The organism is Spirosoma pomorum (genome assembly GCF_054776615.1).
In genome coordinates this window covers 401627-427963 of record NZ_BAAHBP010000037.1, presented here as the reverse complement: position 1 = coordinate 427963, position 26337 = coordinate 401627, and the positions used below count along the sequence as shown (strand labels likewise).

19 protein-coding genes and 1 tRNA gene are annotated in these 26337 nt (G+C 52.3%); 4 read left to right on the top strand and 16 right to left on the bottom strand.

Annotation, left to right across the window (positions count from 1 at the left end; translation table 11 throughout):
- Positions 1-11 precede the first annotated feature (11 nt).
- From ACYVAD_RS22905 to tgt, 15 genes are all read right to left on the bottom strand, one after another.
- Complete coding sequence (locus ACYVAD_RS22905) at positions 12-1019, bottom strand: MraY family glycosyltransferase (protein ID WP_461141871.1); 1008 nt, start codon at positions 1017-1019, stop codon at positions 12-14.
- The gene (locus ACYVAD_RS22900) at positions 1016-1930 is read right to left on the bottom strand and encodes an NAD-dependent epimerase/dehydratase family protein (protein WP_461141870.1); all 915 of its coding nucleotides are present in this window, start codon (positions 1928-1930) and stop codon (positions 1016-1018) included. Before ACYVAD_RS22900 ends, ACYVAD_RS22905 begins: the two co-directional genes overlap by 4 nt.
- Complete coding sequence (locus tag ACYVAD_RS22895) at positions 1927-3177, bottom strand: glycosyltransferase family 4 protein (protein WP_461141869.1); 1251 nt, start codon at positions 3175-3177, stop codon at positions 1927-1929. The genes ACYVAD_RS22900 and ACYVAD_RS22895 overlap by 4 nt, the downstream gene beginning before the upstream one ends.
- Positions 3174-4778 carry a heparinase II/III domain-containing protein gene (locus tag ACYVAD_RS22890; RefSeq protein WP_461141868.1) on the bottom strand — a complete coding sequence of 535 codons (1605 nt, stop codon included), beginning with the start codon at positions 4776-4778 and terminating at the stop codon, positions 3174-3176. The genes ACYVAD_RS22895 and ACYVAD_RS22890 overlap by 4 nt, the downstream gene beginning before the upstream one ends.
- Positions 4775-6967 carry a bi-domain-containing oxidoreductase gene (locus tag ACYVAD_RS22885; protein ID WP_461141867.1) on the bottom strand — a complete coding sequence of 731 codons (2193 nt, stop codon included), beginning with the start codon at positions 6965-6967 and terminating at the stop codon, positions 4775-4777. The genes ACYVAD_RS22890 and ACYVAD_RS22885 overlap by 4 nt, the downstream gene beginning before the upstream one ends.
- Positions 6964-8025: a non-hydrolyzing UDP-N-acetylglucosamine 2-epimerase gene (wecB, locus tag ACYVAD_RS22880; RefSeq protein ID WP_461141866.1), complete on the bottom strand. Its 1062-nt coding sequence runs from the start codon at positions 8023-8025 to the stop codon at positions 6964-6966. Before wecB ends, ACYVAD_RS22885 begins: the two co-directional genes overlap by 4 nt.
- A complete protein-coding gene (locus ACYVAD_RS22875) occupies positions 7943-9232 on the bottom strand; it encodes a Gfo/Idh/MocA family protein (protein ID WP_461141865.1) in 1290 nt (429 codons plus the stop codon). Before ACYVAD_RS22875 ends, wecB begins: the two co-directional genes overlap by 83 nt.
- Complete coding sequence (locus ACYVAD_RS22870; RefSeq protein ID WP_461141864.1) at positions 9229-10350, bottom strand: glycosyltransferase; 1122 nt, start codon at positions 10348-10350, stop codon at positions 9229-9231. The genes ACYVAD_RS22875 and ACYVAD_RS22870 overlap by 4 nt, the downstream gene beginning before the upstream one ends.
- Positions 10347-11375, bottom strand: coding sequence for a glycosyltransferase family 4 protein (locus tag ACYVAD_RS22865; RefSeq protein ID WP_461141863.1), 1029 nt, complete (start codon positions 11373-11375; stop codon positions 10347-10349). The genes ACYVAD_RS22870 and ACYVAD_RS22865 overlap by 4 nt, the downstream gene beginning before the upstream one ends.
- Positions 11372-12700 (bottom strand): hypothetical protein, encoded by a 1329-nt coding sequence (locus tag ACYVAD_RS22860; protein ID WP_461141862.1) that lies wholly within the window; start codon positions 12698-12700, stop codon positions 11372-11374. The genes ACYVAD_RS22865 and ACYVAD_RS22860 overlap by 4 nt, the downstream gene beginning before the upstream one ends.
- A complete protein-coding gene (locus ACYVAD_RS22855) occupies positions 12681-13715 on the bottom strand; it encodes a CgeB family protein (protein ID WP_461141861.1) in 1035 nt (344 codons plus the stop codon). Before ACYVAD_RS22855 ends, ACYVAD_RS22860 begins: the two co-directional genes overlap by 20 nt.
- Positions 13716-13727: 12 nt before the next feature.
- Entirely contained in the window at positions 13728-15020 is a 1293-nt protein-coding gene (locus tag ACYVAD_RS22850) for a nucleotide sugar dehydrogenase (protein ID WP_461141860.1), read from the bottom strand.
- Positions 15021-15071: 51 nt separating this feature from the next.
- A complete protein-coding gene (locus tag ACYVAD_RS22845; protein WP_461141859.1) occupies positions 15072-16151 on the bottom strand; it encodes a GNVR domain-containing protein in 1080 nt (359 codons plus the stop codon).
- Between the two features lie 9 nt (positions 16152-16160).
- The gene (locus tag ACYVAD_RS22840) at positions 16161-18368 is read right to left on the bottom strand and encodes an SLBB domain-containing protein (protein ID WP_461141858.1); all 2208 of its coding nucleotides are present in this window, start codon (positions 18366-18368) and stop codon (positions 16161-16163) included.
- A gap of 398 nt (positions 18369-18766) precedes the next feature.
- The gene (tgt, locus tag ACYVAD_RS22835) at positions 18767-19897 is read right to left on the bottom strand and encodes a tRNA guanosine(34) transglycosylase Tgt (protein ID WP_461141857.1); all 1131 of its coding nucleotides are present in this window, start codon (positions 19895-19897) and stop codon (positions 18767-18769) included.
- Positions 19898-20018: 121 nt separating this feature from the next.
- Between tgt and ACYVAD_RS22830 the strand changes: the two genes are divergently transcribed.
- The 4 genes from ACYVAD_RS22830 to ACYVAD_RS22815 all read left to right on the top strand — a co-directional run bounded on the left by ACYVAD_RS22830 (position 20019) and on the right by ACYVAD_RS22815 (position 22392).
- Positions 20019-21212 carry a glycosyltransferase gene (locus ACYVAD_RS22830; RefSeq protein WP_461141856.1) on the top strand — a complete coding sequence of 398 codons (1194 nt, stop codon included), beginning with the start codon at positions 20019-20021 and terminating at the stop codon, positions 21210-21212.
- A 12-nt stretch (positions 21213-21224) separates the two neighbouring features.
- Positions 21225-21854, top strand: a complete 630-nt coding sequence (gene rsmG / locus ACYVAD_RS22825) for a 16S rRNA (guanine(527)-N(7))-methyltransferase RsmG (RefSeq protein WP_461141855.1) — start codon at positions 21225-21227, stop codon at positions 21852-21854.
- A gap of 44 nt (positions 21855-21898) precedes the next feature.
- Complete coding sequence (locus ACYVAD_RS22820; RefSeq protein ID WP_461141854.1) at positions 21899-22201, top strand: hypothetical protein; 303 nt, start codon at positions 21899-21901, stop codon at positions 22199-22201.
- 117 nt (positions 22202-22318) lie between these two features.
- A tRNA-Asn gene (locus ACYVAD_RS22815) sits at positions 22319-22392 on the top strand.
- Positions 22393-22589: 197 nt separating this feature from the next.
- Here ACYVAD_RS22815 and ACYVAD_RS22810 read toward each other — a convergent pair.
- The gene (locus ACYVAD_RS22810; RefSeq protein WP_461141853.1) at positions 22590-26195 is read right to left on the bottom strand and encodes an alpha-L-rhamnosidase; all 3606 of its coding nucleotides are present in this window, start codon (positions 26193-26195) and stop codon (positions 22590-22592) included.
- Positions 26196-26337: the final 142 nt, after the last annotated feature.

Genomic DNA, 26337 nt, shown 5'->3' with positions numbered 1-26337 from the left:
TTGCCCAAGCATCATGACAAGGCCGTTTCCACCATCGGAAACGGCTTTTTTTGTGCTGGTCTATCAGACAACCGCCATTTTGTGCCGACGTAAACAACCGACAAACCAGCAATTATAAGAATTGCTAACACCCATTGCACCAGAGCCTCTTTCTCAAGAGCGGTCAGAATCAGTATGTTCAACATTAGTTGCATGAATGCATACGCGCCCGAAACCCGTAGATGAGACCAACCGGCTTTGTGTACCAATTCCTGGAACAAATGCATCCGATGCGGTAGCAGAATATTTTGCCGTAAATATAGCCGTTGTATGATTGTCAGTATAGTATCAACTCCGTACACAGCTACTAGTAGCACAGGCAGATAAGTTTTATAAGCTAGTGTAACGGTTAGTATACCCTGAAGCACCACAAAACCTACGGCGATACTTCCAACATCGCCAGCGAAACAGATAGCACGACGACGTACGTTAAAACCGGCAAATACGAGTAAAGCGATTATTTCGACGTTTAGCAACAACGCATGCGGGTTGGTCGATTTTGCCGGGTTCAGGTACGTCAGCGTTCCTAAAGTAACCAGACTGTATAACGCTGTCATTCCGTTGACGCCATCCATGAAATTGTAAGCGTTCAACATGCCAACGCCTATCAATAGCGCGATAAGTCCTAGACCGCTTTCGACCGTCAATAGGTTGTTTTGGAACAGCAATAGCGCTACGGATAGTATTTGTACGATCAGACGGATACGACTGGGTACGGAGCGGAGATCATCCATAAAACTGATACCTGCCACCAGCGTTAACCCTAGATAGAACCATGACTGTGTAAATCCTGAGCAAGCACATACGCCCATGGCTGCCACCCAGCAGATAATTCCCCCACCCCGGACTGTCGCCTGGTCCATATGCATACTTCGCTCGTTGGGTAGGTCGATAATACAAAGTCGACGAGCAATTCGCAGATAGGCAAGTTCAATTCCCAGTAGTATAAGTCCCGTTTCAAACCAGCCGAGAGTCGTCATACGAAGAGATCAAGAACGGGGCGGGGATTCCAGCCGAGCTTCTGCCGGGCCGCTTCATCGGAGAAGGTGAGTGAGGACGTCAGCTTGCCCAGAGCAACTGTAGTGAGGGGAAAACGACCGCCCACTACAGCATTGATACCATCGCCTATACGAGCCAGCAAGCGGGCTTTCTCCGGCGAAATTGACAGCCATGCACGCCGTCTGGCTTGACGAACCAGTACCTCTTCCAGCTCGCGAACGGTTGGATGGTACCCGTCCGTCAGATTATATGTCCCGCCGACGATGGATGCTCGTACCAGAATGGCAGCTACATCATCGGCACGCACCATGCTCCGCCGGGCGGCTCCATCGCCCAACCGAATGTAGTAGCCTCGCTGAATAGCTCTCATTAATACGGCCAGATTCCCGGTAGGTTTCTGGGCAGCCACGAGCGGTAAGCGAAGAATCGTTAAACACACGCCGTTACGTGCGGCCCAGTTTCGCACTACCTCTTCGGCTCGGGCTTTACTGTTTCCGTAAGTATCTGTAGCTACACATGGCGTTTGTTCGTCGAGCAGTTGGCCTACCGAGCAGCCGTAAGCTAGCACGGAGCTGATATAAACAAACGATTTCGGTAATGCGGTCAATTGATCAATGGCATTCAGTAACCGACGAGTTCCTAAAACATTTAGCTGCTCGTATTCCTGCCGTTCGCCTTTCGTTCGTGGGAATGAATGAGCCTTACCGGCAGCGTGGATAACACAGTCTATACGCTCATCCGGTAGCCGGGGTTCTTCGCGGGAGAGGTCGCCATACAAATGCCGCTCACTAGCCACGGCTCGTCCGAGTGTTGTTACGGTATGCTGCGGACTTAATTCAGTCAAAATATGCTGCCCAAGAAATCCGGAAGCTCCCGTCAGCAGGATGTTCATGGCCGCACCGACTTGTAAAACTTAAGCTCCGGGAACCATTGAGTATTTGTTGGATCGCTCTTACTTAAAATGCACGAGGCCATAGCCTGCATGATCGCGCGACGGCCAAAAAGCTGCTTAAAAGTGGGACGGGGCGTGGTCAGGTAAGGCGTTTCGCGCAGCTGTTTGACTAATGATGTAACATCGCCGGGAGCAAACAGAATACTGTTCGGCAGATTTTCCGCGACGAAACGAGCGGCATAACCCGCCACTCCTGCAACAATCGGTTTATTGGTAGCGCCGTATTCAAACAACTTTGACGGCAGCACTCGCCTGAACGCGTGCAGGTCGTTCAAATGCACAAATAAATAATCAGCCCGCTGGTAATAGGCGATTAACTCGTTGCGGCTCACCGGCGGATAGCATCTAACGTTTTTGAGATTTTTCGCTTTAATTACCTGCTGCAGTTTTTCCAGCCCTCGACCAGCACCGATCACTACAAATCGAAAGTCATCACCTAGTTGGGCGGCAGCAGCCGGAATGATTTTCTCCAACCCTTGTCCTTCCCCAACGTTGCCAGCGTAAAGCAGGATTTTACTCACCCCCGTGGGTGGCAACGTAAGAGGCTGGCTCATGAATTCGTCATCAATCCCGTTCGTAAAGTAGCTGTACGTAGCCCGCCGGTAGTGAGTGAAATAAGGCTGGAACCCTTCTGAAACCAAATTTATGTGAGTCGCATAGCCGAACGTATACCGCTCAATTAGCCAGAGCAACGGCGATAACCCCAGACCAACTAGCCACAGCAGACGGGATTTCCGCTTTATAAGCTCCAGTATCGTTTCCCGGAATAGATCGCGAACGTCGAGAAATAGCGTGGCCCGGTGTTTGCGAGCCAGTTTTGCGCCCAGAAAAGCCGTAAACAAACGAGACGACGAGGCAATTACCTGCGTGTAAGTCTGCCATTGGGCCAGCTGGTGAGCCGCCCAGAAATAAATCCAGAAAGCTCGAATCTGCCCCCAAAAGCTGTCATTATGCGCTGATACATCCACTCGATGAACCGTAACCCGGCACCCCGTAGGTGTTACGTAGACTTCTTTTTCAGGGGCAACCTGCCGAAAAGTCGAGTAGCGGTTTGGCTGCGTCGTCACGACATGAATCGTGTCGCCAGCCTGCAACTGACGACCCAGTTCTTTAACCAGCGCCGTATTTCGAAAGGATCCAGCGCTCAGATCGGGCTCGAAATAAAATGTCAGATAAAGTAATGTCATGCAACAAGCATAAGTTTAGTTTCCAACTTTCGGGAAAACGTTATTTCAAGACACCAGCCGGGCCGGAGCCGATTGAATCCCTCCGCCAGTTCATAGGTTGTCAACCGCAGAGACAACGGTTCATCGGCGGCACTTTGTATACGTAATGGGCCCGCAATAACCCCATCCGGCATACGCGTAATAGGTACATCCGGGTGGATATAGTACCGGGCTACAGCGCTCAAAGTTACGCCCTTACGCTGATTATCAACCCAATCATTCATTTGTATACTACTCGGTAGGGCCTCCCATTGCCGTTCGTGCATAATACTCAAGTGGCTATACCCATTGTGTCGGGCTCGCAACAGCGAATTTGTGTGGTTTAGTATCGTTACGCGCGCCCGACGTCCTACTCTAAAACCCGCCCAGACTTCCGATGAGTTTTGGTCAGCAACTTCAACCGTATTGTGCGCGGCCGTACTCCGCTCCCAGTTCCGACGAATGCCAGACTCGTAAGTTGACGTTCCGCTATCGACCAATATGGGCTGATCGTCAACGTATAACACAAACGAAAATGTATCTGCATGGGCATGGCCTGGCTGATGATCAGGACCGACAGCCCCAACATCGACTAACAGCTTATAACGCGGAAGCTGGAAAACCCGGTAACCAGTGCTAGCCAGCTTCCGCCCCCGTTGTTTCAGAGCGGGTGTTGCTTCGGGAAGCACCGAGCGAGCTTTCTTCCGCAGTTGCTCCGTTGTTGGTGCCGCCCCCCAGGCGGCATCATTCACCATTGGTACGTCACCGTTGGCGAATGTTACGATCTCCAACCATCCCATCATGTGCCAGGCTTGCTGAATCAGCAGTTGCAGAAATGACCGATCGGCTTGCCAAGTATCAGCTCGCACCATCAAAATAATATCCAGTAACCGATCCAGCAGCAGTTGGTGGTAGATAGGGCTCCGTTCTTCGTGACCACCGTCGGCCAATAGCTGAGCCTGCAACTCAGCACGAAGCAATCGAACAGCTTTTCGCAACCAATTGAGACGACGAAAATACCAGGCGCCTGCCAGCAGGGCGAAGCTGTTTTCCAGAAGATGATTACCAACCAGGTGGTACTCCAACCGACGATTTAATAGCCTTACCTGAGCGAACAGATGTCGATTTATCTGCTCATCGTTGTACTGGATTCGGGACAGAAACTGTATCCAGTTCGTAATCCGCACTGATGTCGGGTACGAGTCCAATCCGGTCCGGAGCCATGGCGTCTGCTGAATAAAATCCAGAACCAGGGTTATTCCAGTTTCGGCATCCATGTCGGGCTGGTTCAGAAAATCGAAGTACGTCAGCTGATACGTCCATAGTTTGCCTTGGGCAGGGTAATTCCAGTCAATTGCCAGCTTCCCATGCTGACGAAAGCAAACGGTCTGGTTGAGAAACGTCAGGCTACCCGCTTGCCAGCTCGGCGCTTTGTCGGCCGCGGGAACGGTAACAAACGTAGTCGATGGTACTCGAGCGGAAAACCGCAGCCGGGGCCGCCCACGCAATCGGTGCCATAGCTGATAGAGTAGCTGTTGTCGGCGTAAGTGTCGGATGGTACGCCAGTAAAGCCCAATTTTCATAGCGCTTCGACGGTTATAGCTGATACGTCGACGGTCGGGCAAGTAGTAGGGAGTATCTCGACCCAGCGCTGTTCCCGCAAACTTTGCAAGGCTGCCAGCATGGTCTGGGTTGAATTCACCAGCTCGGTGAAGGGGATCAATGGCTCCCCACCCGTTCTCAGTTGTTTAATCAAACGCTGCATCTGTACCAAATGGCCTTTATCCTGCCGCCCGGACTGCTTTGAAAAACGCGCAAATCCGTAGCCCGTCAACGTCCGAAAGTTGTCCAGCACCAACGTCCGTTCCAGTGAATAAGCCTCCACACGCTCTTTGGCGTAGGCTTTACTGCCATTGGCAAAATAATGCACAGCCCCCGTTGACCCATTCTCGTAGTGAAGCTCCAACGTCCCTGAGTCCGTTGTTTCGGTTGGATTTTTCCCCATAGCATTCATGAAGACGCTACGAACCCGACTACCCGTCAGAAAGGTAATCAGATCGACGCAGTGGCAGGCTTCGCCCAGCATTCGCCCTCCGCCAATGGTCCGGTCATGTACCCAGGATGTGGTAGGAATGGCACCTGCGTTCATCATCATGACGACGTTCATGGGTACATCCCCTGACTGTGAACCGCCTAGCAGGGCTTTCATTTTTTCGACCAGGGGCGCAAACCGACGATTGAATCCAACCATAACCATCCGCCCAGTTGCCTGCTGCATCGCAACGAGTGCGTTAAGCTCAGCCTCCGTAATGGCCAGCGGTTTTTCTACGAAGACGTGTTTACCCGCCTGCATGGCTTCTATCGCCAATCGAGCGTGGCTGTTGTGCCGGGTTGCAATAACACAGAGATCAATGGCTTGCTCGTCCAGTAGCTGTGTATAGTCGGATGTGCTGTAGGGAATCCCGAATTTTCTGGCCAGCAGGGTAGCGCTCAGACCACTCTGGCTCGCGATCATGCGTAAATCGGCGCCAGCTTTTTTCAGGGCGGGCACCAGAATCGCGGACGAAAAATTTCCGGCACCAATCACACCAACGACTCCGGCTCCCGCCGATGGACGAACCTCCCGAATCTGCTGAACAGTATGCCGATCTACTACACCAGAATACGACAGCAACAGGGCCGTCATTGGCTCCCGTGACTGACGGCGCTGGCCGATACGTTCGTAGATTTCCCGGTAATTTTCGAACTGAACCACGGCCGAAATCAGTGCCGTTACGTCCAGTTGTCCGGACTGCATAAAAGCCAGTACCGCCTGAAAATTACGATTCGCCGTCCATCGCACGTATTCCCGCGGGTAATCAATGCCACGTTGCTCATACATCTCGTCGTGACGACCAGGCCCGTACGAGCGGGATACCCGAAAAGTCAACTCCTTGTCGTAAAAATCAGCCCGGTTTAGCGTTAGCCCCGCCGTTCCAACCAGCACAAGTTTTCCTCGTTTGCAACTCATCCGGGCGGCCTGCGCCATCACTTTGTCGCTCTGCGTTGCCGTGGCGACGATAACCCCATCGGCCCCTGCCCCGTTCGTCAGCGCCAGCACGGCCTTGGTTGAGTCTAACGCATACGGGTCCAGCGTTGTAATACCTCGCCGGTTCGCTAATTGCCGTTTGGCTTCATCGAGCTCAATACCAATCACCCGGCAGCCGTTGATCCGTAATAGATCGGCCGTTAATAGCCCAACCAACCCTAAACCAATCACTACGACGGTTTCACCCAGCATCGGCCCCAATTCACGGATGCCTTGCAGGCATACAGAACCAAGCACCGTAAACGTAGCGGCCTCGTCCGACACCTCATCGGGTATGGACGCCACCAGCATGCGGGAAACGCAGACAAATTCAGCATGTGGTCCATTGGATACGACCCGATCGCCGATGCGCAGGTCTATGACCGATTCTCCAACCGCCACAACCGTCCCCACATTACAGTAACCCAGTGGTATTGGCTGATCCAGTTTCCGCCGAACCGCTGTCAGGGCTGGGATCAAACCATCCGTCCGAACCTTAGCAAGGACCTCCCGAGCCCGATCGGGTTGTTGCCATACCTTTGACAGCAGATTTCCCCGGCCGAACTCAACCAGCATCCGCTCCGTACCCAGCGATACCAGCGAACGACGCGTTTGAATCAGCACTTGTCCTCTGCCGCAGGTTGGTATAGGAACTTCTATAAGTCGAGTTTCGCCCCTGCGGATGTCCTGTATCAGTTGCTTCATGAGACACCAGCATTTAGCAGAACGTTGACAATCCGACCGGCAGTTTGTCCATCCCACAGGGGCGGCAGTTGACTCGGTTTTACCCAGCCAGTCAATAACTCGACCAGCCTCAGCCGGGCAGTTTCGGGATTCAGATCAGGAACGAGTTGGTTCGTTCCCATCTCGACGGTTACGGGCCGCTCTGTCGACTCCCGGAAGGTCAGACAAGGAACACGCAGGTAGGTTGTTTCTTCCTGAATACCCCCCGAGTCCGTTACCACGACGGCTGCGTGTTCCATCAGGTTCAAAAACTCAAGATACCCCTGCGGCTCTAGTAGCAGTACGTTTGGCGTAGCTTCCAGGTGCGGCAGTAAGGCCATCCTTTCCAGGTTGGCCCGGGTACGCGGATGCAATGGCCAGATTACAGATCGATACTGGGCGGCATAGTCGATGAGTTGTAATACCCGCCACAGGCCCGTTTGGGTGTCCACGTTAGAGGGGCGGTGCATCGTAGCAAGAATGTAATCCTTGGGCTCTAGCTCAAACCGCTTTACAATATTGATCTGGTTAGCTTTAGTCTGGCATTGCAGTAAGGAATCAATCATAACGTTCCCTACGAAATGTATTTTCGCAGCATCAACGCCTTCCCGCTTAAGATTATCGAGCCCGGCCTGTTCCGTTACAAACAGGCAGTCCGACAGGGCGTCGGTTAGTACACGGTTTGTTTCTTCGGGCATTGTCCGATCACCCGACCGCAAACCGGCCTCAATATGAGCCACGCGTATCCCCAGCCGATTCGCGACTAACGCGCAGGCCAGTGTACTCGTAACGTCGCCAATCACAACAACCCAGTCAGGCCGCTCGTCGACCAATATGGGTTCGAAACGCAGCATAATCTCGGCGGTCTGCTGCGTGGGGGTACCAGCGCCAACGTCTAAGCAATAGTCCGGTTCGGGTAAGTCAAGTTGCCGGAAAAACACAGCACTCATCCGAACATCATAATGCTGCCCCGTATGCACCAGTTTCGACGTAATCCGGGCGTGTTTTGCCAGCGCTCGGTGCAGGGGCGCTGCTTTCATGAAGTTCGGACGGGTACCAACAACGGTTATAATTTTCATGGGTGGGCAGGGTACGTAATTTTGTCTCTATATCGACCTCTAACTGATTCAATTCAGCCTGCACGATAAAGCGGCTGGTCAATGTGCCGGTTTGAACTTGTTGGTTGACGTGCAGCATCAACAGCGTTGATAGCTCCACTTCCCGCCCGTTTCGGTTATCAATCCGAAACGGCTGTAACGTAGCTCGCTGGTGCCCCACATCTTTGGGTGAAAAACGCCATCGCTTTCGGAACCTTCCTTGCCAAAGTGTCATCCGTCGAAAATCATCGATATGAACGATCAGGTCGTTGTATTGCAGGTTGATCTGCTCACTAATCCCCTCGAATGGTTCCGATCGGGCGGTCAGCGTCAGGCTGATAAGGTCATGCCGATCAGTGGTGAACGTAATCAGTAGATTGTCGTCAGGTTCATCCGGATTTGCGCAAACGATACCCACGTCGAACCATTCTGGCAGGCCCCGCCAAGCCAGTACGTGTATCATCAGATCGATCCAGTGACCCAGGTTACCACAAATTCGACTTCCTTCTTCTGAGTGGCGATACCAATGATCAGGCGGGATAACGTGTCCGTTAACCACGCAACTGATGCTGAAGGATCCGGCTGTGGCTTGTTCACTTACGTACGGTTTCAGCAAACAGATCGCTCGTGCGTAAGGCCTGTTATAGCCCGCGTAAAGCTGCGCGGACGACTGCCGATAAGCCGTTAGTAACCCAACCAGTTGTTCTCGACTGACAGCAATAGGTTTCTCTACATACGCATCGACGTTACGGGACAGAGCGGCTATGGCATAAGTCGTATGCGACGAATGGCTGGACGCTATGTATACTCGTTTCAGGGCGGGATTGGAGAGCAACGCATCAGGCGTCGGCGCTACGCGTTGGAACTGATAGAACCCAGCCAATGTCTTTGCCTGCTCGTGATCGGTATCATACGCATCCAGAAAGATCGAACCCTGATGTCGGCGCAGGAAAAACGCTAGACTATTGAACGCAAATTGCCCACAGCCAATAAACGACGTATCAGCGCTGACAGAACCGACTGACAAATGGGGCCAGCGACTCCAGCGTGTTCGCCCCATGACTTTATTTACCGTACGCGACCAGCCGTACAGGCCCATAAATCGCCATACCTTGGCCAAGCGGTATCGGTAACTCGTTGGTTCGTTCATCGTGAAAGCTTAGTATACAGGTTCTCCCACTGCGCTACGTTCGCCATGATATCAAATCGCTCACGAGCCAGCAACTGAGCCCGGTTCCGGTAGGCTTGATATTGGTTGTCGGGCATGGCTAGATACGTATCGATCGTCTTCCCGAGCGTTTCTGGGTCGTTAGTAACCCAGCTACCGGCCTGCTCCGTTTCCAGTAGTTGCCAGGGCGTACCAGTTGACGCGATGACGGGCGTTCCCTGCGCCAGGGACTCCATGACAACATTGCCGAAGTTTTCGGCATGCGATGGTAGAATCGTAGCTCGTGCCTGTGCGTAAAGCGTTTCTTTCCGCACGCCCTCTACCCCACCAAGAAACACGACCTTGTCTGTCAGCCCAAACCGCTCTACCTGCCCGGCTAATTCCTGCTGATAGCCGTTCGTATCCGGACCAGCAATGATTAATTGATAGCCACTACCTTGAAACCGCTCCGACTGTACCAGTGCAGCAATCAGCCTATCAATGGCTTTGATCGGGTGTAGGCGTCCAATAAACAGCAAATACGGTTTCCTATTTTCTGACAAGCTATTCACGGGCTCTGGTAGCTCCATCATATTGGCGATCTCCTGTACCGTAACGGCTTCTCCTAGATGCTGGTGGATTTGAGCGACTTCTTCTGCACTGGTCGCATGAAACATAACCCCCTGGCAGAGCTGTCGAATCAGCCGCAGGACAACCTGTTTGCGAATAGCGCTAAACTGCAAGGCAACCGGACTCAGTTCGCCGTGGGGCGTCCATACAATCCGTTTCCGATATAGCTTAGCCAGTAACGCAAAAACCAGCGAGCTGGGGTAAAACAGACTGTTGATGTGGATAACCTCGATCTGGATAATTGTTTTCCAGCCATGCCAGATATGCCGGAGCGGTACGTAAAAATGGGGGTTACGCGTGTAGATAACTCGGCCACAATCAAGCGTCAACCAGCGATTGAGCGGAGTACTTTTGGGCTGATTCTGCGAGGTTGCTACAACCGTTACCTGATATCCGGCCCGGATCAACGCTTTGGCTTGCCAGTAAATCGCGTTGCTGGGGCCACCCATCTGCGCAGGATAGAACCAATCAGCAGAGATCATGATCTTCATACCGCAACACCAGTTAATGGTTCTTTACGTAGTGCTAGCCGGTAAGCTGCCAAATACTGACTGGCCGTAGTATCAATTGCATACCGCTGTGCGTTGGTGTAACCAGCCTGAATTAGATTTTCGCGGTATCGTTCGTCTTGTATGATCCGCAGAATACCCGCCCGGATTGATGCTACGTCAAGCGGATCGACCAGGGATGCCGCCGGTCCGGCTACCTCGCGCATGGGCGACCGGTTGGCCGTCACAACAGCGCGTCCGACGGCATTCGCTTCCAGTATGGGTAATCCGAAGCCTTCGTAGGTCGACGTAAAGGTGACCAGATCACAGCGTTGATAAAGGTCTATGACGTCTTGCTGACTTAGGTCGACGTATTGTTTATACTGAATTTCCCTTTGGCTCAGGTCAGCAAATTGATCATCCGTCAATGGGCCGACAATCAACAGCTTACAGGAAATCCCTTCGATCGCTGCCACAAGCCGATCCAAGTTTTTGTGCGGAGCCGTTCCCAGTTGTAACAATACCGGACAATTCGTTCGAAAAGAGGCCGGTTGGCGGGTAAATAGTGGATGATAGCTGTTGGGAATAACGATTGTCTTTTCCGCCACTCGGCCTACATATCGAATTAGCTCCTGCCGGGTTTTATCGGAAACAACCGTTACGACCATTGCCCAGCGAACCGGCAAATAATACCAGAACAACCAGAAAAAAGCGAAACGAAGTGGCCGCTGACGATTCTTCTCCAGCGTAACGCAATCGTGAATCGTCAGCACCGTCTTTTTACGCGCTATACCCAGCACTATGTAATGTACATCGCCAGTGATGTGTATTATATCGGTCTCTCTGGCAGCCTGTCTGGCTACCTGCACATTACGCCAGATTGTTCGCCAATTTCTGCCGATACAGGGCAACTGTACTCGTTTCACACAGCATTCACAATACCGTTCAATCGCCTGACAAACCGCGTCAAATTGGCCTTCGATACTATGTCCCGTACCGGTGCTTCGGAAAATGTACGTAATGGTCATAGCAAGATTCCAAAGCGTTTAAGTCCCCCGTAAAGCAGCGCGATAAAAATCAGGTTGTTGATCAGACTCCCCCAGGTCGACAGCAGGTCGGTCTCCATCGTTAGACAACTGATGAATAGAACCGGCAGCCAAAGTATAACTGATGGCACTTGCTCCGAGACCCGAAAAACAACTTGAAAAATTCCGCTTAATAACAAGCCATACAGGCCCGAGAAGAGTATACCGCCGTAACCGAAATTGACGTATCCTTCCCCCACCGGGGACAGGTTGATGCTGGTATTCTGCGACTGCGGCAGGCTAGTAAAGCGCCGAATATTTTCGTAACCACCCGTTTGTGGCTTTCCCGGCCAGAGCATCCGGGGAACGAATGGATACAGGAAGGATAGCAGTACTTCTCCTTTGGCATAAGCTTCGTGAGTGGGCACCTTCGCCATCGCGCTGCCAATCATACGTCCCTGGTTGAAGCGGGCCAGCGATAGATACAGATGAGGCAGGTTCCAGATTCTTTCGGGATGAGCTAGGCGGTCAATCAGGAGTTCGCCCAGTAAAGCTGGATTACTGCTACGTTCGCCCCGCTGGTACCCCCAGGTATTTCGCCGATATTCGCCTTTTACCGACTGAATAACCAGTAAAAGCGTACATACCACAAGGACGGCAACCGATTTTAGCTGTGGCGATAAAGGTTTTTGCCGGCCAGTAGCAAAAAACAACAGCATCAGCGTCAACCAGAAAAACAGATCGCCGAACATTCCCTCCCGAACGGTGTAACTCAGCAACGCGCCCGATACAACAAGCAGGATAATTTCTTTCAGCGGACTATTAGCGTAGTAGGCGTAGAAAACGCTGATGAACAGGCAGTACGACGGTAGCGTACCGATGATCGTTGGTGTCTCCGGAAACATTGTCTTCACGGTATACCCAGTCAGCCCCACCAGCAATAGGATAACCGCAACGATACCTTTATCCTGCAGATAGCTTTTGACCGCCAGAATGTACCCCTGGTGATGCTGTTTCTGTTCGGACCAAGTCCAGGTCAAACCAACGTAAAAGGTTACGTAAGCCAGCAGCATATAAGTCAGATAGTCTGCTGACTCAACCGGCATAACCGTAGGCGATACCCAGTATGTAATCGTCGGTACCAAGAGTAATTCGAGCGCGGCCACAAAGGCAATAATTTCCAGAATGGCAATTTTATGTCCAATACTGGTCAGTAGGGCGAAACCAACGTACCAGGTAACGGCTACTGCCAGCGCTTCAATCCCTGTTGCGTCCAGCAACCGCCAGCACAGTAGGCCAATCAGCAAACTACTTCCCCACTGTTTCATACGCTGTCGAAGGAGAAGGTTGTAGACCGGTGATACGTAACACTTGATCAACCCGCTGGTCGATGGTGTGGTATTTCTGAAAATGGGTGTACTGCCGATTAGCGAGTTCGTGTCGTTCAGTGGGTCGGGCCAGATAGTACCGAATTTTATCAACCGCTTCAGCTATGTTTCGAAAGGTGACTCGCTCCGTCGGTACCCCCGAATAGCCATCCATCGTCGCTTTGTAGTCGCTCAGCTGGAAAGCTCCGGTACCATTAATTTCAAAGTATTTCTGGTTCGCCGATGTAATCTCCGCGTAATGGAGATTATTGAAAACGATCCGGGCACCATACAAAACGTGGTTCTTCTCTTCACCAACTAAGTAACGCCCCCGAAATACTGACTGCACGGCCGAATGCAGGTAGGGTCCTTTTGTCCCAAACACGACCACATTAATACCCGCCCGAATTAATTCCTCGACCATGCGAGCACGGTAAGCGTATAAACCACCGTAAATCAGTACATCAATGTTAGTAGCCCGTTCTGCTTCGGCTTTATCAATCGGAGGCTTCCGATGTATTCGTGGATTAAACCCTTCGGGTAAATAATACGCCGGGAGACCGGCTTTATCCCGCAGGGTATCAACGACGTACGGCTCCTTGGAAAAGTAGTAATCATAGTCCGACGCGATAATCTGTTGCTTTTCCAGATTTGTCAGCGCGTCAGGATTGATCTGCGCAACGGGACTATTAGGCAGCGAAGCTTTTAGCCGGTCAACCAGTATCGGATGCATTGTCCGATATACCACCAGCACGAGATCTGGCCGATGGGCAATGATGCGGTTTGCCGTTTGTTCGGCTATGAAGCGTTCATACGTTTCGCTGAAACGGGAGGCCCAATACGTAATTTTGGCGGGCATTACCGCTCCCGCGGCAGGATCAATAATGAGCGTTTTGTGCCCAAGCACCTGCAATGCATCGCTCAGATGATATTCCAGCGAGTCAAACGCCCGGCTACCGACTAAAATAACCCGCATAGTTCGCCCCGTTTATAGTCGCCAGTAAGTTAATTCACCACCGGTCGGTACACTGTACAGCCCTTTCAGGTCCAGGAGGATGGGTGCTCCATTCATCAAACCCCGGAAGTAATCAAGCGTTAGTGCCCGGTACTCGTCGTGGCCGACGGCTACGATGACTGCGTCATACTTGTTAGAAGGCGTATCCATCAGAGTCATCCGATACTCGGCGGCAACCTCATTGGGCGATGCGTGCGGATCGATCAGGTGGACGTTGATGGCATACTTCATCAACTCCCGCACCAGATCAGCTACGCGCGAGTTGCGAATGTCAGCCACGTTTTCCTTGAACGTCAGCCCCATCACCAGCACTTTGGTCTGACGTGGATTTTTGCCGTGCTGCAACAACATCTGCACAAGTTTGGTAGCGACGAAAGCAGGCATGCCATCGTTAATCCGACGCCCCGAATTGATCACCTGTGGATCGTAGCCCAACTGACGTGCCTTGTAGAGCAGATAATAGGGATCGATACCAATGCAGTGACCTCCAACGAGACCGGGCGTGAAAGGCAGAAAATTCCACTTCGTAGCAGCTGCTTTGATAACCTCCTGCGTATCGATATTCATCCGGTCAAAGATGATGGCCAGCTCATTCATCAGCGATATGTTCAAATCCCGCTGGGTGTTTTCGATCACTTTGGCAGCCTCGGCAACTTTGATCGTTGGGGCGGTATAAATCCCCGCGGTAATGATGCTCCCGTAAACGCTGGCGATCGTACGAGCGGCTTCTTCATCGCTACCCGACACAATCTTCAGAATATTGGGCAAGGTCCGGACTTTATCGCCGGGGTTGATCCGCTCAGGGGAGTAACCTAGTTTAAACTCTTTACCAAGTGACAAGCCTGATTGCTGCTCCAATATTGGCAGGCAATCATCCTCCGTACAGCCGGGATATACGGTCGACTCATAGACGACGTAATCACCCGGTTTGAGCGCCTGCCCGATTGCTTCGGACGCTCGTAGCAACGGCTTGAGGTCAGGCACTTTATAATCGTCGACCGGCGTAGGAACCGCCACCACGAAAAAGTGAGCTTGTCTTAAATCAGCCGGATTAGCGGTGAACGTAATATCAATGTCCGAAAAAGCCTCCGCGGTCATCTCCCTTGACGGATCTTCGCCCCGCTGGAGCATCGCGACCCGGTCAGCGTTGATGTCAAAGCCGATCACCCGGAATTTTTTGGCAAACTCCAGCGCAATCGGCAGGCCAACGTAGCCCAGGCCAATAACTGCCAGTTGTTTATCCTTATGGTGTAGCGCGTCAAACAAAATTCGTCTTGATTTATGTATGGGTTGGTGGGTACAGAGTAAAGGGTTTAGTTACTCAAGCATCATCCGCCACCGACTAAACAGCTTTGCTTCCTGGGCCAGTAGATAAAGACTGCCCACGCCCAGACCAATGACCGCAGATAGTAGTACGATGACCGTTCGTTTGGGAGCCGCCCGCTGAGTAGGGATCTGAGCGGGTTCGAGCACTTTAAAAACCGGCGTTCGCTCCTGCACCTTTAGTTTTGCCTGTTCGTACTGCCGGGCCAGCTCTGTATAAACCGTCTGAGCAATGGTCAGTTCAGCTTCCATACGCTGTTTGTCCATCGTAGCCGCTTGAATGACCACGTGTCGGTGCTGATCATTATAGCGGAAGACGTTGTATTGAGCGATCTGATACCGTTGCCGGGCTTTGATCAGTTGTTTTTCATAAAACTGTAAATCCTGGCGGGCCTTTTCAGTCCGGTAACTTGTTACGTACTGCGTCAGGTAATCCATCGCCAGCTGCGCCACACTGGCCGCAACGTAAGCATTCGGCATGTTTGCCGTGATGGTTATCACCCCCGATCGGGTATCGAGCTTAGCACTGACCCGCTCGCTGATCGCTTCGACCTTATTTTGCTGTTCCTGTGTGAGTTGGAGCGGCTTACCGGATTTATTAGTGATGTTCACATTTGATGGTTGCGAATTAGGGTTGAACCAGTTTCCCCACCACCGGTTTGATGTCCCCTCCAGCAGGTTATTTAACGTGATAACTCGATTATCATCTGTCGTCACGGGCCGATTGAGCAGATACAAAATAAATGGGGTGCTTTGCAATACGTTGGGATACAGATCCGGGCGAATTGCATCCATGCCTTCCGTATCTGACAAATCAAGCCCGCTAAAGGCGGCCACCGACGCCAGCCGCCTGAACATATCTCCCGAATTACTACCCATTTCAGGCATGATCCGGGCCGTCGATACAAATTCCTTCGGGCTCATGAAGGCAAATACTACCCCCAGCACCGCGCAGCCGAAGCCCCAGATCGCCAAACGAATACGTCCTCGCCAGAGCGTACGTAATACCACCGGTGCTGATAACGCTAGCTTGAAAAACGACGAGTTCGTGGGGGTGGACGGCAGTGTCATCATGGTCGTGGATTAATTGCTGAAGAGCCGGATGGCCGACAAAAGAACCGCTGCTCCCGAAGCCATTACCGATAACAAGGCGACCCGTTCGGCTGGCGAACTTCGATTCGGCTCTTTAGGCAGTTCCATTGGGACAATAATTTCAGCCCCGCGGTCAGGACGTGGGTACGAGCGAATACCCAGGAACGAATGGGTTGGCTGTATTTTGCCATTAGCGGCTACCAGGTACGTTTTACGTTTTAGCGCTTTCTTCGTAAACCCGCCTGCTTCGTCGATATATCGGCGTGCCGATTTTCCCGGCCGGAACTCAACCGTTGCCGGATTGAGAACCTCGCCACGAATACGCACGAGTTCAACCTGGCGCGGAATAGTAAGCACATCCCCGTCTTCGAGTAAGAGATTGCCGCCACTAGCCGGATACTGCATAATCCGACGCAGGTCCAGAGAGATCAGTTCTCCCTTCCGGCTAAAACGGGAAGCCTGAAGAAAGGCTTCGGGACGTAATCCGCCAGCCCGGTTGATCAAATCCGTTATCCGGTCGTTTTTCTGACGAATAGCGTAAGGCCCCGGGTAAAAGACTTCCCCGGCAATAACAACTCCCTTCTGAGCTTCATAACGCGGTGATGACCGCACAAATACCTGATCGAACGGACGCAACAGCAACTGCGCGTCGACGCTACTTAGCCGTAATTGCGGGTCAATATTACAGACAATCAACTGCACCGACTGATTTTTGGCCAGTCCCGTCGTATCGTCCTTCACCCGCCGGGCAATTTCTAGCCGGGATGAACTGGCTGATTCCGCTAAACCGCCCGCCAGCATGATCAGACTAGCCACCGTCATGCTATCCGCAAAGGCAAACGTACCCGTTTTATTGACAGCCCCCTGTACCGTAACAGTTCGTTGTTCGCGTAGGTCGCTAATAGTGCTGATGATTAGTTCATCATCGCGTTGTAATACCATATCAGCGATTTCATTCCGCATCACGCTACCGATATCCACTGAAATCAGTTCCGGATCGAGGTTTTCGCGTAGGCGCCGGATCGTTGCCCGGTGTAAGAACGCATCTTCACGCAACCCTTCGGCGGTTTTAATTAGCTGACGGACCGTAGCGTTTTGCGACAGTGCATAAGCACCCGGCCTAAATACCGCTCCGCTGATACGCACTTTATTCGTAACGCGATCTGAAACGGCTCCGATTACGTATCGATCACCCGCTTTGGGCACAAATTGATCAATCTCGGCAGCAGCAATACTGATCAGTTGTTGCTCCGTTGACGTAGTACGTTGTAACGTAATAGCCGCCGTGTATGCTCGTTCAGCAAGACCACCGGCAAAATTCAATACTTGCCGTAAGGTCTCACCAGCCCGGAATTCATAGAGTCCGGGCAGTTTAACCTCTCCTCCTAACTCGATTCGGTTATCGTAATGATCAACGAAAATAAGGTCTTGGTCCTGCAGTCGAATGTTATCTCGTTGGTCGGCCCTGAGCAGAAAATCGTACACATCCAGCGTTCGAATCACGCGGTTACCGCGGAGAACGTTGATGGATCGAAACGAGCCCCGCTCCGGATTGGGCCCACCTGCCGCATAGAGCGCATTGAATACCGTCGCTAATGACGATAGCGTGTATGTTCCTGGTCGAACGACCTGCCCTAGTAACGTAACTTTGATACTTCGGACACTACCCAATGTAAGCTGAGCACTGACTCCACTGCCTGGCGCGTTCAAGCCCAGATACAGCGTCCGCAGCCGGGCGACAATCCGCCGTTCGGCCTGTTCAATGGTTAACCCATTGACGTAAATCGGACCAACGTTGTCAATGAAGATGTTCCCTTCCGGCGTAACGCGGGGACGATACGTCTGCTGGGCGTTACCGTATACATTGATGATCAATTCATCGTCAGGACCAACGATATAGTTGCGGGGCGTTGCCAGACGCAGGTTTGGCTCAAACGTTAACGATGTATTCGTGAATAAAGACGCCCCAAAAACTGTCGACGATTTTGTACCGGGTGGTGGAGCTGGAGTTGGGGGCTGCTCCCGCTGCGCAACAGCTTTATTAACCTGCTCTGTTTTATCCGAAGCGGGCTGAAGTTGGCGAATCCGCGACCGCATAGCCGCCATGTCGACTGAGGTAAACCCGCGGGCTTTTGCTAACTCTTCTATTTGTGCTTCGGTCATACCGCTGGCCTGTGCCTGCTGTACAAACTGTTGCACCTGCTCGTTAGTCAGCGTGGAAGCAGTTTGCCCCCACGCTTTACCTGACAGGTTAATTACATAAGTAATTACAACCAGCCCAAGAAATAAGCTTACGCTTTTTCTGACTAACACGTTATGAATAAAAGTAAAGTTACGGTAGACCGCCTTTTGTAAAACGGTTCACAAATGTAACTACCCGTATGCTTACCCCTTAATACCAATTAGTAAATAAATAGTACCATTTCGCTCGTTTTTTCAATAAATTATTTCACTAATGGTCATATATAAAGAATTAAAAATCAAAATAGTCACTAATTACCACTCACTGTAAACGACTACGCAGTATAGCAAATTCTTTATCGCTGTACTGCGTAGTCGTTTACCAAACCAAGGCAAACATCAACAAGTAATAGTACTTACATTCGCTGCATTAACGTGGGCAGAATTGCATTCTTCCAGCTAACAAAATTGTCCGCTGTGATCTGGACTCGTGCCTGCCGAACCAGCCATAGATAGAACGTCAAATTGTGCAGACTTGCAATCTGACCACCTAATAACTCGTCGGATTTGAACAAGTGTCGTAAGTACGCTTTTGTGTAAAACGTGCTGGCATAGCCGCCCAGCCCCGCATCGATCGGGCTAAAATCACGGCTCCATTTTTCGTTTTTGATGTTCATAATTCCTTCCGTCGTGAACAGAAGTCCATGCCGGGCATTCCGGGTGGGCATCACGCAATCGAACATATCAACGCCCAAGGCAATTGCTTCCAGAATATTAGCAGGTGTTCCCACGCCCATCAGATAGCGTGGTTTATCAAGGGGTAGAATATCGTTCACCAAATCGATCATAGCGTACATCTCATCGGCTGGCTCCCCTACGGCCAGTCCGCCAATGGCATTTCCCTCCCGCTCCTTGCTGGCAATCACCTCCGCTGACTGTCGACGCAGGTCGGGATACGTGCTGCCCTGTACAATCGGGAATAACGTTTGTCGATATCCGTAGTGGCCTTCGGTACTATCAAAACGGGCGATGCAGCGATCCAGCCAGCGGTGGGTCATCTCCATCGACGAGCGGGCGTATCCGTATTCGCAGGGGTACGGCGTACATTCATCGAACGCCATCATAATATCGGCTCCAATAATACGCTGCGTATCCATCACCCCCTCCGGGGTAAATATGTGCTTTGAGCCATCTGTATGCGCCTTGAACGTAACGCCTTCTTCCTTAATCTTACGTGTATTTGACAACGAATACACCTGATACCCGCCCGAATCCGTCAGGATCGGCCGACGCCAGCCATTGAACGCATGCAAGCCGCCAGCCTGTTTCAATACGTCAAGACCGGGCCGCAGGTATAGGTGGTACGTATTGCCAAGAATAATTTCGGCGTTAACATCCGTTTCCAGCTCACGTTGATGAACGGCCTTGACCGTCCCCGCCGTTCCGACGGGCATAAAAATTGGCGTTTGAATAGGCCCGTGGTCCGTCGTCAACATGCCAGTCCTGGCTTTTGACTGCGAATCCTGAGCAGTAATCGAAAATGTCATTCTACAAAGATAATAGTGGAAGAGGAGAAAGAGAGGAGCGGGAGAATGGAGAAAAGGTTTTATTGCCTCCCTTTCCTCCCTCTTTTTCCTTTCCTCCCTTTGCTCCCTCTTTTTCCTATCTTTGCAAACCATTCACCTAACGCATCTTGTGATCACCACGTTACTGATAAGCTGGCTGGTAGTAGTCAGTATTCAGCTCATTTATATTCTATTCGTCTTTTCTCGTACCGCTTTCTATCAGGCTAATCCGCCAGCGCTACCAGCCAATCCAGAGGGGGTTACCATCCTGGTGTGTGCACACAATGAACGGGAGAACCTGGAAGAACTTATTCCTATACTCGTAGCGCAGCAATACCCTACTTTTGAGGTACTCATCATGGACGACCGCTCTACGGACGGAAGCCACTTATTCCTGGAGCAGTTACAGAGCGAATACGCTCAGCTTCGGTTTATTCGGCTTGATAAAGAGCACGAACACGTAACACCCAAAAAATACGCGCTGACTATTGGGCTGAAAAAGGCTCAGTACCCGACCGTTTTGTTGACCGACGCCGATTGTCGGCCAGCCTCGACCGACTGGCTAACGGTTATGGTGGGCAACCTGACTAACCCCAACAAGCAACTGGTACTTGGATTTTCGCCTTACGAACAGCGTCCAGGTTTCCTCAATCTGCTGATTCGCTCCGAAACGTTATTCACTGCCGTTCAGTATTTTTCACTGGCGCTGGCTGGTAGCCCTTACATGGGGGTTGGGCGAAACCTGTCGTATCGAACGCAGTTGTTTTTTGCAAACAAAGGATTTTACACGCACAAGAATGTGCTGGGTGGTGACGATGATCTATTCGTGAACGAAGTTGCAACTGGACATAATACCGCCGTCTGCCTAGATCCAGCGACTTTTACGTGGTCTAAACCAAAGGAAACCTGGCCCGATTGGAAACGTCAGAAACATCGTCATTTGCACGTTGGTAAGTACTATAAATCTGGCAACAAAATCCGCTTGGGCCTGCTTACCGGCTCACACGTACTAACCTGGTTCCTGGGTCTGCTAGTTGGTCTGCTTATCCTGGTTAAAGAGATTGCTTACCAACCCTTTTCGACGGCAGACTGGTTTCTATTGCTGATAGCCAGTGGTGCTTTCGGGATCCGTCTGCTTTTATTCTGGGGAATTGTTGGTCGAATCAGTTACCGGCTAGCCCATACTGTTCACGCGGCTAGTATGCCTTTTATGGATTTACTGCTGGGCATTTATTATGGGCTAGCGGGAATTAAAACATTATTTACCCGACGTAGTAAACGCTACTATTGGCGCTAACCTGGTCTTGATATGAACATCGACATTCTGCTTAAATACTTCCCGGATTTAACGGCCGATCAGAAAGAGCGTTTTGCGGCTCTGGATGGCCTCTATCGTGACTGGAACGCCAAAATTAACGTAATCTCACGCCAGGACATTGACGCGCTCTATGAAAAGCACATCCTCCACTCTCTTGCTATCGCGAAAATTGTCCAGTTCAAACCCGGTACCGAGATCCTGGATGTTGGCACCGGAGGAGGTTTTCCCGGTATTCCTCTAGCGATTCTATTTCCCCTGGCCGACTTTCACCTGGTCGACAGTATTGGCAAGAAGATCAAAGTAGTTGAAGCCGTTGCCGATGCGCTCGACCTCAAAAACGTCAAGGCCGAACAGGCTCGGGTTGAGCAATTAAATACTACCTACGATTTTGTTGTCAGCCGGGCGGTTACCCGGCTGAAACCCTTTCTGGGCTGGGTACGCTACAAAATCCACAAAGCTGGCAACAACGACCGCCCCAATGGTGTTTTGTACCTCAAAGGTGGTGACCTGACCGAAGAGCTTGCCGAAGTGCCTGACCGGTACCGTGCGTACGATCTCTCCGATTATTTCGACGAACCATTTTTTGAAACCAAGAAGGTAATTTACATTCCTAAAAAATAGCACCCATCCGTGCGTTGGCAGCAACGCCATTCACAAATACAGCCATGTCTCAGATATTCCGTAGCAGCAGCTTCAAAGATCCAATCACCCGTGACGAAGTTGAATTCAACGAAAAAGGCGTTACGTTCCGTGTTCGCAAGCTCATTGGCGGCACTGACAACTTCGTTTTCTTTTCGGACATCTCCGGTGTTGAGATCGACAATGGTGTCTTCTTCTCAACGATCCACGTTATTCCTCGTGCCCGTCCAGAGATTGTTATCAAGAATTTCACGAAGAGCGACGCTCGTAAAGTGAAGGAACTGATCCTACAGAACGTACCGCACAACCGGCCGGACGCCTTCCGTTAAAATTTTTCTCACTGATCGTCACTAAGTTGAGTAATCAAGAGAAATTTTTTTCGGGCAACCACTTGCGTCGAGCCCCAAAACCGACTACTTTTGCAACACGATTCGACAGGATCACAGTCCCGAATAGCTCAGTCGGTTAGAGCATCTGACTGTTAATCAGAGGGTCGCTGGTTCGAGCCCAGCTTCGGGAGCATGAAAAAAAAGCACTTACAAATTATTTGTAAGTGCTTTTTTTCTGTCGCAAACAAACTCGCCTATATCGGATCTGAAGTTGTGATTTACTCAGATTTGAACTTCTTCCAGGCACCCCACTCAAAGAAACGATAGAATATAAATTATAACAGCAGCAATAGTTTGGCGTCGGTGCTAAACCGAGATCGGTTTGCGCTTACCGGACGCGTATTCGTAACTGGGTCGTATCGTCTTCGCCGTTGGCCAGGCCATTGTTAGGAGTCGAGTCCGGGTCGGCGATGTTGGCGGTACTGAGTTCGGCTTGTATAACGTACGAGCCCACAATACCCGACCGTAGCTTGACGACTACCGGCACCGTCTGGCCCGGCTGGATTGGGCCACTGACCGGGAGTGTGATCGAACCACCTGCTGCGGAGCCATCAGCCGGCGAAAGACCAAGAGGCAATAGCAAGTGTAACGTAACGCCGTCGACGGATCGGCCACCCTGATGAGTCACCAGCAACGACAGAGTGGTTGGCGTACTGGTACTCAGCACAATCTGTTCCATCTGCAGCGACAGACTTAGATCGGCTTTAGCCGGGTCTGGGACGGGCTGATCCGAAATGACCGTTGGCAGTGGAGTCTGATGCGGATTGGGCGACACGAACACGGCCGGGTCAGACTCCACCGTGCGAAAATCGACGGTGGCCATGTCGTCTTCGCCATCGCCCGTGCCGGAGTTGGGTACCGACGTCGGATCCACCTGATCGGTGGCGGTTACCTGAGCAGTTTGTCGATACGTACCCGGCATCGTTGGTCGTAGCAGCAACGTATACGTCACCTGGTTGCCGGGAGCAAGCTGTGGAATATGGCCTAGTAGCTGGCCGTCGGTCAGTACCAGGCCGGGCGACGATAGCAACGCCAGTTCGGAGGACAGCCGGTTACCAACCGATACGTTTGTGGCGGTTTCAGGGCCTTCATTGCGAATGGTCATGAACACACGCACGGGGTCGCCGGACCGGACCACGCGTTTGTCAGTAAGTAGTTGCATGGTCAGGTTGGCTGGGGCGCTGTTTGTAAAGACGTACGAACCGCTACCCACAGCAAAAACGACGCGATTGCCATCCTGCCGCAGAAACACCATATCTGGTGATTCAACCGCCCGCCGACTGCCTTCCCAAACCAGTTCGGGCGACGACGCTGGTATGGCAACCTCGGCGCGGCAGTTACCCGGTACTATTATCGACCAGCGAAAGCCGCGTTCGGTCTTCTGCCATTCGCTGGCAATCAAACCGTAGGGCGAGGTATGGCTTGCGGCCACCCGATTCAGATCGCCCACGGGCGTGGGGATCATACTCAATCGTCGGAAACCTGGTTCGGTCTGTTTGATACCGGCTACGTTCTCGTACAGCCAGATCAGCAGGTCGCCCAGCAGCATGACGTGGTTACCGGAGTTCATAAAGGCGCTGGCCGTGTTGCCGTTCCATAGTTCCCAGATTGTGGTGGCCCCCTGCTGAGCCATGTATCCCAGGCTGGGATAGGTCGTATTGGTGGTGATCTGATACGCCAGATCGGGCCGACCGATGCTGGTCAGCGTCCGCATCAGCCATTGTACGCCTACCACGCCCGAGCTGACATGGGTATTGTATTCACCCGTCAGGCGGGTCAATAAATTGCTCACTACGCGGTCGCGCCGGTCGTCGGGCACCAGGCCAAACGCCAGCGGCAGCACGTTGGCGGTGGTTGTGTTGTTGGCGTACTGCTGTTTGTCGACATCCCAGTGGTTGCGGTTGAAAGCGTCTTTCACGAGCCCGGCCCGCTCGGCAAACCAGACCCGGTCGGGCTCGTTACCCGTGATGGTCGCGAATCGTTCCAATAGTTTCAGGATATGATAGTAGTGCGTCGATCCCAGCACCGGACCGGGGGTTTTTCGGGTGGGGTCGTTCGTGATAATTACCTCCGGCGATTCGGGGGGCACGGCCCAGTCGCCGTACTCATCTTTCCAATAAGCATAGTCATGCTGATACCGGTCGATGTACTGAATCCAGCGTTTCATCGACGCGTAATGCGCCCGGATCGGCCCATCATCGCCATACTGATCGTAGAGCATATTGGCGATGGATGCGTAAGCCGCCGGCCACGTAACGTTATCGGTATAGGTTTTCCAGTAGGACGGGGCTACGTCGGGAATACTACCCTCACTGCTCTGGGCGTCGTCAATGTCGCCTAGCCACTTGGCGTACAGGGCCTGGTTATCGTACAGAAAGCTTTCGCCCTGCGCCCCCGTCGTTCGATCGCCCAGCCAGCCCAGCCGCTCGTCACGTTGCGGACAGTCGGTTGGAATTCCTTGGTAGTTACCTTTGATCCCCCAGTCGGCGTTGGTGACGATCTGATTCAGCACCGGATTCGAAGACGTAAACTGCCCGTGATGTGACATCTCATCGTAGATTACGCAGCCGTCAAACTGCTCGACAGTGGGGGGCGTCGGAAAGCCCGACAGCTCGACATAGCGAAAGCCGTGTACCGTGAACCGGGGCTCCCAGGTTTCCAGGCCATCACCACGTAGCGTATATATATCGGTTTGCTGCGCCGACCGGAGGTTTTCGACGTAAAGCGAACCATCGCCAGCCAGGGTTTCGGCAAAGCGCATCGTCAGGCGGGTTCCCTGCGGACCAGCCACGCGCATCCGGACCCAACCGGTCATGTTCTGGCCCATGTCCATGATATACACCCCATCCCGCAACGATCGAATCGAGCGGGGGCGCAGCGTCTCCATGATACGAAGCGGTGGGTTTACCTGGCTCTCCAGCCGACTAGCCGGAGCCGACACGGACTCAGCCGCCAGCCAGCCCGAATCATCATAGCCGGGCTGGTGCCAGTTAGTCAGTTCTCGGGTAGCGTCGTATTCTTCGCCGTCGTATTCATTGTTGGCGCGGATTGGGCCATCGGCCGTCACTTTCCAGGACGTATCGCTGATGATGGTTTGCGTCGTTCCATCGGTGTAGGTGACTTCCAGTTGTAGCCAGCAGCGCGGCAGTCCATAGTGCGTGGTTTCGGGCAGTCCCGACTGATTGAGCCGCATCCGAAAGAAGTGGCCGTTGCCGAGGGTGATGCCCAGCGCGTTAACGCCCTGATGCACCTGCGCCGTTACGTCGTAGGTATTATAAAAAACACGCTTGTTGAACTCCGTCGGGCCGGGGGCCAGCACCTGCGTGCCGATGCGCTGTCCGTTGAGGTGCAATTCGTACAGCCCCAGCCCGCAGATGTACGCCGTAGCCTGCCGGATGGGCTTGGTCAACTGCGTTTCTTTCCGGAAATACCGCGCCGACAGTCGGGTGCGGTTAGCTGTCGGCTGATCCCAGTTAAAGGTGCGTTCCAGCCCGATCCACTGCGCGTGCCGGTCGCCCGGCAACAGCAGGCCCATCGTCCAACTCGCCGGTTGACTCCAGTCCGAAACTGCGCCGTTGGTGGTGCTGATCCGGACTTTCCAGAAGCAGACCGTCCGGCTGTTGAGCGGCTGACCACCGTAGGGCACCCAGATCGACTGATCGCCTGAAACGACGCCCGAATCCCACAGGTCGCCCCTGTTTTGCGCTAACTTTTCGACTGAACTAGCCACCAGCACTTGGTACGATTGCTGGATCAGCCCCCGGTCGGTACCGCTGATTTGCCAGCTTAGTCGGGGGGTGGTTGTTTCGAGCGCTACTGGATTGTTTAGATTCTCGCATCTTAACCAGGTGGCTGCGATCGGGTGTTGCGCCACGGCCGAGCGAAGGCTAGTTACCCATAAACAGATACCAATCAGAAGTAAACGCACTCTCATAAAAGACCGTGTATATAGGTGCGCTAGTTAATACATTTCTTATGCCAAATAGACAATTTATAATGTGTTGGTTACACCGCCAACAAGCAAGTAGATGCTAGTGTAAACGTGGAAAGCGTGGTTAGCCCTTGCCGAATTGTCT